General features: G+C 37.6%; 12 protein-coding genes. 1 reads left to right on the top strand and 11 read right to left on the bottom strand.

The window, feature by feature from the left end; all coding sequences use genetic code 11:
• Positions 1–4: 4 nt before the first annotated feature.
• Positions 5–3,607, bottom strand: coding sequence for a response regulator (locus FFS26_RS03400; RefSeq protein ID WP_110009715.1), 3,603 nt, complete (start codon positions 3,605–3,607; stop codon positions 5–7).
• A 5-nt stretch (positions 3,608–3,612) separates the two neighbouring features.
• Positions 3,613–5,085 carry a response regulator gene (locus FFS26_RS03395; protein WP_110009714.1) on the bottom strand — a complete coding sequence of 491 codons (1,473 nt, stop codon included), beginning with the start codon at positions 5,083–5,085 and terminating at the stop codon, positions 3,613–3,615.
• A 197-nt stretch (positions 5,086–5,282) separates the two neighbouring features.
• On the opposite strand from FFS26_RS03395, the gene FFS26_RS03390 reads away from it, so the two are divergent.
• Positions 5,283–5,900 (top strand): Crp/Fnr family transcriptional regulator, encoded by a 618-nt coding sequence (locus FFS26_RS03390; protein WP_228406490.1) that lies wholly within the window; start codon positions 5,283–5,285, stop codon positions 5,898–5,900.
• A gap of 122 nt (positions 5,901–6,022) precedes the next feature.
• Here FFS26_RS03390 and FFS26_RS03385 read toward each other — a convergent pair whose 3' ends face one another.
• From FFS26_RS03385 to FFS26_RS03345, 9 genes are all read right to left on the bottom strand, one after another.
• A complete protein-coding gene (locus FFS26_RS03385) occupies positions 6,023–6,322 on the bottom strand; it encodes a hypothetical protein (RefSeq protein WP_137904281.1) in 300 nt (99 codons plus the stop codon).
• A gap of 99 nt (positions 6,323–6,421) precedes the next feature.
• On the bottom strand, positions 6,422–7,858 hold the full coding sequence (locus FFS26_RS03380) for an SDR family oxidoreductase (protein ID WP_137904280.1): 1,437 nt from the start codon (positions 7,856–7,858) through the stop codon (positions 6,422–6,424).
• Between the two features lie 48 nt (positions 7,859–7,906).
• Entirely contained in the window at positions 7,907–8,497 is a 591-nt protein-coding gene (ribA, locus tag FFS26_RS03375) for a GTP cyclohydrolase II (protein ID WP_110009711.1), read from the bottom strand.
• A gap of 28 nt (positions 8,498–8,525) precedes the next feature.
• Positions 8,526–9,074, bottom strand: coding sequence for a lipocalin family protein (locus tag FFS26_RS03370; protein WP_137904279.1), 549 nt, complete (start codon positions 9,072–9,074; stop codon positions 8,526–8,528).
• Entirely contained in the window at positions 9,064–9,753 is a 690-nt protein-coding gene (locus tag FFS26_RS03365; RefSeq protein ID WP_110009709.1) for a lycopene cyclase domain-containing protein, read from the bottom strand. Before FFS26_RS03365 ends, FFS26_RS03370 begins: the two co-directional genes overlap by 11 nt.
• Complete coding sequence (locus tag FFS26_RS03360) at positions 9,750–10,202, bottom strand: sterol desaturase family protein (RefSeq protein WP_110009708.1); 453 nt, start codon at positions 10,200–10,202, stop codon at positions 9,750–9,752. The genes FFS26_RS03365 and FFS26_RS03360 overlap by 4 nt, the downstream gene beginning before the upstream one ends.
• Position 10,203: 1 nt before the next feature.
• Positions 10,204–10,668 (bottom strand): SRPBCC family protein, encoded by a 465-nt coding sequence (locus FFS26_RS03355; RefSeq protein ID WP_110009707.1) that lies wholly within the window; start codon positions 10,666–10,668, stop codon positions 10,204–10,206.
• Between the two features lie 53 nt (positions 10,669–10,721).
• Complete coding sequence (locus FFS26_RS03350) at positions 10,722–11,558, bottom strand: phytoene/squalene synthase family protein (RefSeq protein WP_110009706.1); 837 nt, start codon at positions 11,556–11,558, stop codon at positions 10,722–10,724.
• A gap of 6 nt (positions 11,559–11,564) precedes the next feature.
• Positions 11,565–13,049 carry a phytoene desaturase family protein gene (locus FFS26_RS03345; protein WP_137904278.1) on the bottom strand — a complete coding sequence of 495 codons (1,485 nt, stop codon included), beginning with the start codon at positions 13,047–13,049 and terminating at the stop codon, positions 11,565–11,567.
• Between the last annotated feature and the right edge of the window lie 12 nt (positions 13,050–13,061).

The following is a 13,061-nucleotide window of genomic DNA, read 5'->3' as shown; positions in this document are numbered from 1 at the left end:
CTGTTTAACTTTCATACAACCAAACACGAAGGAGTGATAATAGCTGATCTATATCGACTGGTTTTGAAATATAGTCTGAAGCTCCTGCTGTAATACATTTCTCCCTTTCTCCGATCATTGACTTAGCAGTAATAGCTATAATAGGCAGTTTTTTAAATGCCGGCATTTTTCTTATTTCCTTTATTGTCTCATAGCCATCCATCTCCGGCATCATCATATCCATCAGAATAACATCGATATCCGGATTGTGGCTGATTTGCTCCAAAGCATGTTTTCCATCCATGGCTACAATGACCTCAACTTTATATTTTTCCAGGGCTTTCGTTAAAGAAAAAATATTGCGGACATCGTCATCAGTAATGAGTACTTTTTTACCACTCAGGACTTCTGTTAAAGAACCCAGCATTCTGCCTGTATTACCTTCGGCCGAACTGTTTTTTTCTTCCACCAAATGTAAGAATAAACCAACCTCATCTAAAACTCTTTGATAGGAATGTGCAGTTTTTACAACAATAGAATCTGCATATTGCTTTATTTTTAGTTCTTCTTCTTTAGACAAATGATGTTCCGTAAAAATAATGATCGGTAGATTTTCCAGTCCCTCATAGCTTTTGATTGATTCTATGACGTGATAATCATTTCCTTTTGCACTTCCGGTGTCCAGAATTACACAGTCGACAAGGTCTGAAGTAAGTGCTTTTACACTATCCTCCACATTATGTTCCACAGATAAGGAAATATTAAAATTGCTCAGGAAATAAGACAATGCGCTGGCATGTTTGGCATTTTCTTCGACAATTAAAACTTTTTGAGGTCCTTTTTGTAATGCCTCTTCAATTTTCCTGAATACATCCGTCATTTTGTCCAGAGCCACAGGCTTATTGATAAAGTCTACCGCTCCTTTCATCAGGCTTTCTTTTTTCACATGCAGGGCAGACATCATATGTACCGGAATGTGTTTTACCTGAGGATCAGACTTCAACTCGTCCATGACTTCCCAGCCATCTTTTACAGGAAGCTGAATATCCAGTAAAATAGCATGCGGATGATATTTCTGAGCCGCTGAAAGACCATAATCTCCTCTTACGACCACTACCCCTTTATAGTTCTGTAAGCGGGCATATTTCAATAGAGCTTTTGCAAAATTGGTATCATCTTCAATGATAAGGATGATTTTGTCCCCTTCCTGAATATTCTCTCTGTCGTCCTCCACATCTTCAGGAATTTCCAACGTATTCTTTTTAACAGTTTCTCCTTCATCAAGGATATTCTGAATTTCTTCAACATCTTCCCGTATAATTTCCACCAGATCCTGATCCGTTTCGGAATAAACAACTTCAGTGACCTGATGCACAGGAATAATGAAGCTGAATTCACTTCCTTTATTGAGTTCACTTTTCAGAACAAGCTCACCTCCTAAAAGTCTTGCAATTTCGCGGCTTATTGAAAGTCCCAGACCTGTACCTCCAAATTTTCTTTTTGTAGATCCGTCAGCCTGCTGGAATGCTTCAAAGATAATTTTCTGCTTATCCTCAGCTATTCCGACACCGGTATCTTTTACTGAAAATATAATAAAATCAGGTTTTTCAGAATGTTTTTTGATCAATAAACTGATGCTTCCTTTTGTTGTAAACTTTAAAGCATTGGACAACAGGTTTCTTAATACCTGATCTATTCTGAGACGGTCACTTTCAATAACAGGCTGTACGTTTGAATCAATTTCTATATTGAAAGGAAGGGCTTTTTCCTGAAATACAGGATTAAACAAACTCTTCAGATCTTTTACAATTTCTTCAATAACGACTTCCTGATATTCCAGGGTCATTTTACCGGATTCTATTTTGGCCAGGTCAAGAATTTCATCTATTAACGTTAATAAGCTTGTTCCTGAACTTTGAATAACTTTGGCAGATTCCACCTGGTCTTCGTTAAGGTTTTCATCCGGATTTTCTGCCATTAACCGCGATAACAGAAGGATTGAATTAAGCGGTGTACGAAGTTCATGAGACATATTGGCTAAAAATTCAGACTTGTATTTGGTGCTGAGTGCCAGTTCCTCTACTTTTTTCTGAATCTCATTATTACGTTCAGCAATCAAATGATTCTTTTCTTCCAGCAATCGTGAGCGTTCCTCCAATTCGGCATTGGCCTGCATCAGCTCTTCCTGCTGTACCTTCAATTCTTCTTCTGAAGCCTGAAGCTTCTGCGTTTGTGCTTCCAGTTCAGTATTGAGGTTTTCAAGCTCAGAATGCTGTACCTGTAATTCTTCAGACTGTGCCTGGGTTTCTTCCAGCAGCTGCTGTTCTTTTTCTCTTCCTTTTGCCGCATTCAGGGCTATTCCTATATTGATGCTGCACTCTTCAAAATAGCTGATTCTGTCTTCTTCAAAATTAGAGGTAGATCCTAATTCCAGGACTCCTATGGCATGGCCGTCTGCAAAAACAGGTATCAGAATGATGCCATAGATCTTAATGGTACTGCTGGCAAAAGTTACTACAAAATCATCTTCATGAAGATTATTGTATACCTGTGTTTTAGCATTCATGAAAGCCTGCCCCACCATTCCTTCACCCGGCTCAAAAGTCTGTTTCATATTGGCTTCCAGACCAAATGCTTTGTTGAGCTTCAGGACACCTTCGTCAAAAAGATATAATGAACCGTTGATACAGTTTCCGTATTCAATCAACTGATGTAAAGCCCTGCCGGCAACTTCTTTTACTGATTTATTTCCGACAAGGGATTCATTCAGTAAAGCAAGACCTTTCTGGCGCCAGTCGCTTTTATTAATTTTTTCAAAAGATGTTTTAAGAGATTCGGTCATGTGATTCAGGGATTCTACAAGATCCCCAAGATCATCCTCTGCGTTATCTACAGCTTTCTCGCTGTAATCACCATTGGCTACTCTGTTCGCAATTTTTTGAATAGCACTTACACGGCGTGTCATTTCCTGATCTTTATCCCTCAGCATTTTTTCCAGCTCATCTCTCCTGATAAGATCTGCCCTCATTTTAAAATAGAAAAATGTGGTTACAACTACCGCAGCCAGTGCAGAAAAAACAATAAAAAGAACGGTCGTTTCTGATGAGCGTGTTAAATCTTTGTTTTTGATTTCAACCTGACTCTCTTCATACTGCACAAAATCTTTTACAATTTTACGGCACTCGTCCATATAAGCTTTACCGGTAACGATTTGCTGCTGGGTCATCACAATACCCTTCCGTCTGTTTTCCACAAGATTTTTCAGGTTATCCATCACCTGGCTCACCGCTACTTTTAATCCGGCAAGTCTTTCCTGTTGGTTTTTATCCTTCAATCCCAATGATTCTGCAAGCACCAGCGCTTTGGAGTATTCTCTTAATCCGCGTTTATAGGGTTCGAGAAAATCTTCTCTTCCGGTCAGCTGATAGCCCCTGTTTCCTGTTTCTGCATCCAGCAAAGCTACCAGGACATCCTTAACAGCCGTCACAGAACGTCTGCTTTTGGAAAGACTCTCACGGTGATTCATTTGATTCTGAATACTCCAGTATGAGGCTATCGAACTGGCTATCAATATCAAAAGCGAAAGACCTATTCCAAACTGGAGATTTCGTATAATTTTTTTCGGCATGAAAATTAATTTAATGGTAAGGTAAAATAAAATGTAGAACCTTCATCTACGATACTGGAAACACCAACACTTCCGTGGTGCTGTTTGATGATTTCAGAGCATATAAACAGACCGATTCCCATTCCCTGGAACTGCAGTGAAGATTCTTCCACACGATAGAACTTCTTGAATACGGCCTCCTGTTTAAAGTCAGGAATTCCGATTCCAAAATCTGTAACATTCACTCTCACCTCCTGAGCTTCTTCATCCACAAAGGTAGTTACAATCACCTGGTTATTATGAGGGGAATATTTGATCGCATTGGTCAGGAAATTAATCAGCACCTGCTCGATACGGATTTCATCCAGGGGAATTAAAATATCAGGTTTTACCCCATGGCGTTCAATTTTCACCTGCCGTTCATGGGTTTGTTTTATGGTTTCAATGGCATTACTGATCACATTTTCCAGATTCACCGGCTTTTTATTGATTTTCAGTTTTCCGTTTTCAATTTTTGAAACATCAAGAAGATCCGTGATGAGTGTATTCAGCTTTTCAATCTGGCTCTGGACTTTTGTAACAAATCCTGCTTCGGAGCTGTCTTTATCTAATTTCAGCTTTCTTTCCAATAGCTGAACATAGGCTTTAATACTGGTTAAAGGGGTTTTTAATTCGTGGCTTGCAATACTTAAGAATTCATCTTTTTCTTTTTCCACTTTTTTCTGATCGTCAATATCGGTAAATGTTCCTACCCAGTTTTTAATACGGTGTTCATCATATACAGGGGTTATCCTAAGCAAATGATAACGGTAATGGCCCGAAATAACATTTTTAATTCTGATCTCCAATTCAAGAGCTTTTCCTTTTTTTCTGCATCTTTCCAGTTCTTCGCTGATCTTATGATCATCAGGGTGTGTTTCCGGAAAATCCTGTTCATTGTCTGAATATTGGTACCACTTACCATTAACAAAATCAACTGCACCTTCTTCATTCAGAGTAAATGCAATCTGTGGAAGAGACTCCAGCATAAGATGAAAATGGTCTATCTGGGATTTCATGGTCACCTGAGATTCCCGTCTTCCTTTTACTTCCAGTTCCAGATTCTGCTGTGTTTTTTTCATAGCAATATTCTGCTCCTGGAGATTATAAAAAGTTTTCACTTTAAGCAGAAGAATTTCAGGATCCACGGGCTTGGTTACGTAATCTTTACCACCAGAAGCGTAACCTTGGGTAATGAATTTTTTATCGGTATTAACAGCGGATAAAAATATAATAGGAACATCTTTGGTTTTACTGTAGTCTGCAAGAGTTTCTGCAACTTCAAAGCCATCCATATCAGGCATCTGAACATCTAAAATAATTAAGGCATAGTCATTTTTCAATGCTTTGCCGAGAGCCTCTTCACCGGAGCTGGCCGTTTCAACCTGGAAATCTTTAGATTCAAGTAATTTTTGAAGCGAATAAAGATTACTTTGGTTGTCATCAACAATTAAAATCATAGAAGTTAAAATCAATAATTAGTTACGGATACTTTAGCTTCAAAAATACTCACAATATTTGAAAAAACAGTAATTTTTAAAGGTTTATGCATAAGGATTTCGTACCACATTTTTTAAGAAAAACAGCAATGGCATAATGATTGAAATTATTACAATATTTTTAAAGATTCTCTCTAATTTTCAGAAAAACCATAATTATGAAAAAAACAATAAGCTGTATGAATATCGATCAGGAGATCCTTTACTCGTTCGGGGGTGAAAAAGTCATCTATAAGGCTAAAGAGTTTATTTTCAAAGAAGGTGATTATTCACAATATTATTTTCAGATTATCAGTGGAAAAGTAAAGCTGAACACCTTTACTGAAAATGGAAAAGAATTTATTCATAATATATTAGGTAAAAATCAAAGTTTTGGAGATCCGCTTCTTTTTATTGAAAAAGTATATCCTACCAATGCCATCAGCTTACAGATCACAGAAATTATAAGAATGCCTAAAGATAATTTTATGCAAATGCTTAAAAGTAATCCGGATATTTCCCTGGATATGAACATGTGTTTATCACAAAGACTGTATTATAATAATTTAATGGTCCGCAATCTGGCATTAGCAGATCCCATTCAACGGCTGAAAGGTGTAATGGATTATCTGAAAAGCTACCATGACGGAGACTGCCAGCACTGTTTTCCTATAGAACTTACCCGTCAGCAAATTGCTGATCTTACAGGGCTGAGGGTTGAAACCGTCATCAGAACGATAAAAAAAATGGTGAATAATAAAATAATAAAACTTGAGGGGCGCAGGATTTTATACTAACTGTATATTGATTGCATTATCATAAACTCATCTTATTTCTTTAAATATAGATTATAAATAAACCATAAAACAAAACAGATGGCCGGAATTTAAAAATTCCGGCCATCTGTTTTAAACTAACCTTAATTTGTTTTTTTCCTCCATTCTGCCTTCACATCTTCAGCGGCATCCTTCGTGCTTTCCCATGCTTCATCTGCCTTATCCTTGATATCTTCCCACGCATCTGCGACATTTGATTTTACTCTGTCCAACCAGTCTTCCTGAGTTGCTTCCTGATCATTATTTCTTTTTTCATTGATATAATCTTTAGCTTTATCCGCTAATTCACTAATTTTCCATTTTGCATTATCAGCTGCATTTTTTAATGAGTTTTCTGTTTGGTCTACTGCATTTTCTGCTTTGTTGTAATCTGAATTATTCATAATATAATATTTAGGTATTTGGTATATAAATAAACAATGTTCATGCCTAAAAAACAGACATTATGTTAAAATATTCTTAAAATTAAAAATGAAAGAACTTTATTTTTTCTTTCCACTGAGGGTCCTGATCATTCCTTTGAAGATAAAGCCATGAAATGGCAGCACCATGAACCAATATAATCTTCCCCAAAGGCCTTTTGGACGAAATACAGCTTTTTGCCAGATCTTATTTCTGTAAATTTTAAACATCAGCCAGGCTTCTCCGGGCAGTTTCATCTCAGCCAATAATATAAGCTTGCCTTCTTTACGGTCAGCATATAAAACCCGCCAGAAGTCCAACGCATCTCCATCTTTAAGGTCTGAAGGATGCCTGCGTCCCCTTCTCAGTCCGGGGCCGCCAACAAGCTTATCCAGAAATCCTCTTATTCTCCAAAGATCCTGCCCATACCAGCCATAATCTCCTCCTAACTGAAAAACCCGGCTCATACAGGCTTCCCTGTCATCATACTCTTCACTCCGGAGATCCGTAAAACAACCGTATTTCGGTACATCCCGGTATTCTTTCAAAGTTGAATCATGACGGCTGCTGATGAAACTGTCTTTCCAGCTGGAAATGATTTCATTGACCTGAATTTTTGCAAGGGTTCTCTTCAGGGCTGTATCATATGAAAAAGGCTGCACACCGGTAATTAATTTGATCTCAGAAAGACTTTCAGGACGGCAGACCACCTCTACCTTCATGCTTCCAACCAATGCTTTGGCCAGGTTATAAGAGGTTGAAGTAATAAAATAGAGCCAGTACGAAGACAGTCTGGGCGTCATTACAGGCAGTGTAAAAATCGTTCTTTTGAGACCTCTTACTTGTGCAAACTGCAACAGCATATCTTTGTAAGTCAATACATCATCACATCCAATGTCAAAATTTTTCTGATAAGCAGCTTCTTTAAACAAAACAAAAATCAGGAAATCGAGCACGTTGGCAATTCCTATTGGCTGACATTGGGTATACAGCCATTTGGGAGCTACCATGACGGGCAGTTTTTCAACGAGATCCCTTATAATTTCAAATGATGCACTTCCTGACCCAATGATAATTCCTGCGCGAAGAACTGTCGCGGGAACCCTGCATTCCATCAGAATTTTTTCAACTTCGTACCTTGAATTCAAATGCTTTGACAGTTCTTTTTCATTTACCAGCCCCGAAAGATAGACAATATGTTTACATTGCGTCTTCTCAATATAACCGGAAAAGTTGGCGGCACATTTTTTTTCCGAGTCTTCATAATCAGCAGTATTGCTCATGGAATGCATCAGATAGTAAGCACCTGCAATATCTTCAGGAATATTTTTAAGTGTTTCCGGCTTCAGAAAATCAACTTCAATAACTTCAATGAACTGTTCGTCGATATCCATATCTCTTGTAAAACGACCGATATCCCTGCAGCAGCAAACGACTTTATATCCCTGCGCGGCAATCACACTGATCATTCTTTTACCGATATAGCCGGTTGCTCCTGTAAGCAGTATTTTTTCCATAATTATTGCATTAAACAGATCAATAAATATTCCGCCTGTCCGAGTCCATTATATTCTTTCTAAAAAATGACCAAAATAGTCTTTCTTTTTAACAAGATAGCCTGCATTGATCTCATTGGAATCAATTTCCAAAGGAATCCTGCTTTTGAGAATGATTCTGCTGTTCTCAACAGATTTAATCTTGTCAGGATTATTGGTTAACAGATTGATTTCCTTAACATCCAGCAGATTCAGCATTTCCACGGCAACATCAAAATTTCTTCCGTCAGCAGGCAAGCCAAGTCTGAGATTAGCTTCAACAGTATCTAATCCTTGTTCCTGAAGTGCATATGCTTTCAGCTTATTGATGATCCCAATATTTCTTCCCTCCTGACGGAGATAAACAATCATTCCTCCTTTTTCAGACATATATTTCATTGCTGCATCAAGCTGCTGACCGCATTCACATTTTTTAGAATGAAAAACTTCTCCTGTAATACATTCAGAATGAAAGCGGACATTAACAGTCTTATCATAATCTGTATTTTCTGCTACCAGAACCAAATGCGGACTCCAGTCTTTTTCATTTTCCGAGAATGCATATATAGTGAATAGTCCGTAATCTGTGGGTATTTTTGATTGAGCCTGTATTCTAAGCATACGTTTCGATTTTATTAAATTTGAGAATTTATTTATCAAAAGGACTTTTCTTATCCTGCTTCACCCAGATAAGTTTAGAGATATCATACCCTATTTCCTGCGCCTTGCTGATAAATTTCTGCTTTATGTTTTCAGGAATAGTTTTTTCACGGGAAAGAATCCAGAGATAGTCCAGATTTTTTCCTGCAATCAGTGCATATTTGTACTCTTCCAGGGCAACTACATTATATCCGGCATAAAAAGGCCCGAAAAAACTCACTTTCAGAGCTGCCACATTTTTTTCTCCTCTGAATTTAGCAGTACCATTGGCAGAAACCCATTTATCCTTTTTAAAATTATATCCGCTGTTGACTACGTTTACATTTCCGTCTTCAGTAAGGCTATACTGGGCGATTGCATTGTCAAGGTCTTTTTCAAAGCGATAATCAAATCTGGCAATCTCGTACCATGTCCCCAAATACCGGTTCACATCAAACTGGTCAACAGGCTGCGCTTTTTCGGGCATGGAAGAACAGGAAGTCAAACTGTTTAACAGCCCGAAGCTTAGTAATAATGTAAGAATGATTCTATTTTTCATTTTTAGTTATTTTTTTAAAGAAGTAAATATTGAGTAAAAACTGACTGTAACCATAGACAGCATCTTCAACAGGAATAGTTCCCATTCTGACGCCTAAAAAGTCACCAGGATTGTAGTTCACAACAGGTGACGGAATAAAAGATCCCGTCAGGATTCCATTCACTGCAAAAAATCCGGGCATCAAAACCAGATATACAAAACTTGCTTTACCGATCCATTCTTTTTTGGCAATAAAATGCAGATAAGAAAGCGTAAGCACTGTTACAATGATGGTCAGCAAAGTATAGATCCTGTCGTAGTAAAGAAGTCCCACAACACTGAGAACAATAACTGAGGTAAAAACAATCAGATTATTAAAGAGGTCTGCCCGATTGAATGTAAAAAATTTTTCCAGGCAGTAGTATGTAAAAACACAAGCAAAAGGAATACAGTAAAAGAACAGCCATTCTTCCAGAGGAAGCCCTGCTATTTTAAATCCTAATGTGTAACGGTAATCAAACCACCACACTCCTTTTGCGGTGAACCATATATCCCATAGTATAAAAGGAACTGCTACAATAGTGGACGACATGAAAAACTTCAGGAAAAGTTGATTAAACTGTATCCTACGGTCAAAAGAAGCCAAAAAGCAGATGATGACGGTGAAAAAATTGATCAGTATGTAAGTGTATTGCATCATTTTTTATTGAAATACATTTTAAAATAAATCATAGGAACCCACAAAAAGCCGAAGCACTCTCCTTTTTCTTTCCCCAAATGTTTGTGGTGCTGTTTATGGGCACGCCTGATAGCAAGGAAATACGGATTCTTTGTTTTGGTAAAAACTTTTGCTCTCTGATGAATAAAAATATCATGAACAAAGAAATAGGCCATCCCGTAAAGGCTTATGCCCAAACCGACAAAAAACAGATAACTGAATTCCTGCCTTACTCCTGCATATAACAAAGCAATAGCAGGGCTGGCAAAAATGAAAAAGAACAGATCATTTCTTTCAAGTTTTCCATCGTTGCTATGATCATGATGATCCTTATGCAGATTCCATAGAAAACCGTGCATAATATACCTGTGAATAAGCCATGTGGCTCCTTCCATGGAAATAAAAACAAGTAAAACGATCAGGAAATTCATGTTAATGATGTTTGCGGTTAAAAAGATCATTCAGAACGCTGTATCTGAAATCGAAAATGTTTTTGAGCTTTTCTTTAACAAATAAACCATGAGCAGCCCTTCCAAGAATTCCCAAAGGAAGTTCATAAAATACAGTATCTTTCATTAATACCCCGTTCTGATCAGGAATGAACTCATGAAAATGGTTCCAATGCTTATAAGGTCCTTCTTTCTGATAATCTGTAAAACTTCTGCCTTCTTTTACCTGGCTGATAATCGTTTTCCATTTCATCGGGATTCCCAATACCGGAGAGACGGTATAATCTATTTCCATACCCTCAAAAATAGGTTCGTCCTGTATATCTGAAAGCACCACAAAATTCATACTTTTAGGTGTTATTTCAGATAAATTATGAGGAGAGGAAAAGAATTTCCATGCGGTCTCGATATCACAATTCAAATGTTGTTCTCTATATAATCTGTACATCGTTATTTTTTTATTGAATTAAATTCTAAACCATCTTCCAAACAAATGAGTGATCAGAAATAAGCAGATTTGTATCTTATATAACTTTTAAATGCAACCAATAATTTCTGCGAATTGGCAATCCTGATTCTTTGCTGCAAAATATGCTGGGAACTTGTTTTCTTTATTTTTTCAAATAATGACAGATAGTACCTGTATGCGAGATACACTCCAAACTTAGAAGAACCCGGAAGTTTCCTGATACCCTGCAATGCTTCTTTAAATTCTTCTTCAATTTCTTTTTCGATCTGAGCTTTAACAGTATTATCAAAGACAGACATATTCAATGATGGAAAATAAGTCCTGCCCAAAATCTGGTAATCATCTTTCAGATCACGTAAAAAATTAACCTTTTGAAAAGCGGAACCCAGTTTCATAGCAAATGGTTTAAGTTTTTCAAATTGCTGCTTATCACCTCCTGTAAATATCTGCAGACACATAAGTCCCACTACTTCAGCAGAGCCGTAGATATATTCATTATAGAGATCTGAATTATAATCTATTTTTTGCAGATCCATCTCCATGCTGTGCAGGAACTGATCGATCAATTGAATATTGATATCATACTGACGCACGGTTTCCTGAAACGAATGCAAGATAGGATTGAGTGATATTCCCTGCTGTAATGCATCGTACGTTTCTGCTTTTAATCTTTTCAACAGCTTTTCTTTATCATATCCATGAAAGCTATCAACAATTTCATCCGCAAGGCGTACATACCCATAAACAGCATAAATGGCAGGTCTGATAGAAGGCTTCAGAGCCAATATTCCTAATGAAAAACTGGTACTGTATTTTTGAGTGGTGCACTTACTGACCTCGTAAGACAATTCATCAAACAACTTTTTCATATTATTTTATTTTAGTTTATTAACCTCTTGCGCAACAATCTTCCCGGAGATAACGGATGGAGGAACTCCGGGCCCGGGAACCGTTAACTGCCCGGTATAAAAAAGATTACTGATCTTTTTGTTTCTTATTTTAGGTTTCAGGACAGCAGTCTGCGATAAAGTATTGGACAGTCCGTAAGCATTCCCCTCATAAGCATTATAATCCGAAATAAAGTCACTCACACAGTAGCTTCTTTTGTATTCAATTCTGGAAATAAGATCATTTTCTCCTGTATGCTTTTCGATTCTTTCAAGCATTTCCTTGAGGTATTTTTCTCTTACAGCTTCCTCATCGTGTATTCCTGGCGACAGAGGCAATAGTAAAAAGAGATTTTCACAGCCTTCCGGAGCTACACCGGGATCTGTTTTTGAAGGACAGCACGCATAAAAAAGGGGTTTCGAAGGCCATTTTTTATTGACATAAATACAGTCTATATGATTATCAAGCTCATTTTCAAAGAACAAGGTATGGTGTTTTAAATCAGAGATTTTCCCTTTGATTCCGAGGTAATAGATCAGGCATGAAGGAGCAAAGGTTTTGGTCTTCCAGTAGGCATCATTATAGTTCCTCAGAGATTTAGGAATTAGTGTTTCCGTATGATGGTAATCTGATGAGGCAATAACTGCATCAAATTCGTAGTCTTTATCCCCAGCCGTTAATGACACTACTTTTCCGTTTTCTGTATTCAGCTTCTGAACATCCTGATTAAAATGAAAAGTCACTCCCTGCTTTTCCGCTACGTCCTTCATCGCCATAACAAGCTGATAAAAACCTCCCATAGGGTATTTTGTTCCCAAAACATATCCTCCATAATTCATAAGGCTGTAAAGTGCCGGAATATCACGGGGCGAAGCACCCAGAAATATCACCGGAAATTCCATCAGAGATCTGAGTTTCGGGTCAGAAAAATATCCTGAAACGTATTTCCTGAAATTACTTAAAAGATCAAGCTTCAATGCACTGCTCACTATTTTTAATGAAGCAAATTCCAGCCAGCTGTAACAGGGCTTTGTCACAAAGTCTTTCATGCCGACCTCGTATTTAAACCGGGCAGACTGCATAAATTGATCATACTTTTTACCCGATCCGGCCTCTGTATTTTCAAATAACTCACGGATGTCTTCATTTTTTTCAGGAACTGAAATCTTTTCTTCTGAAAAAACCATTTCAAACTGAGGATCTAAGGATACCAGTTTAAAATAATCAGCTGCTTTACAGTTGAAATCACTGAAAAAACCTTCGATAATATCAGGCATCCAATACCAGCTCGGCCCCATATCAAACACATAGCCTTCTTCCGTTTTAAATTGCCTTGCACGTCCTCCCGGCTGATTATGTTTTTCAAAAACATGCACTTCATTTCCGGCCTTTGCCGCATAAGCAGCCGCAGAGAGCCCGGAGAACCCTGAACCTATTACCGCTATTCTTTTTCTTGATTTTTCAGTACTCATCGTCATTTTTTT

Source organism: Chryseobacterium sp. 2VB, assembly GCF_005503635.1.
Classification (GTDB): Bacteria; Bacteroidota; Bacteroidia; order Flavobacteriales; family Weeksellaceae; genus Chryseobacterium; species Chryseobacterium cupriresistens.
This window is presented reverse-complemented; position numbering and strand designations above follow the sequence as displayed.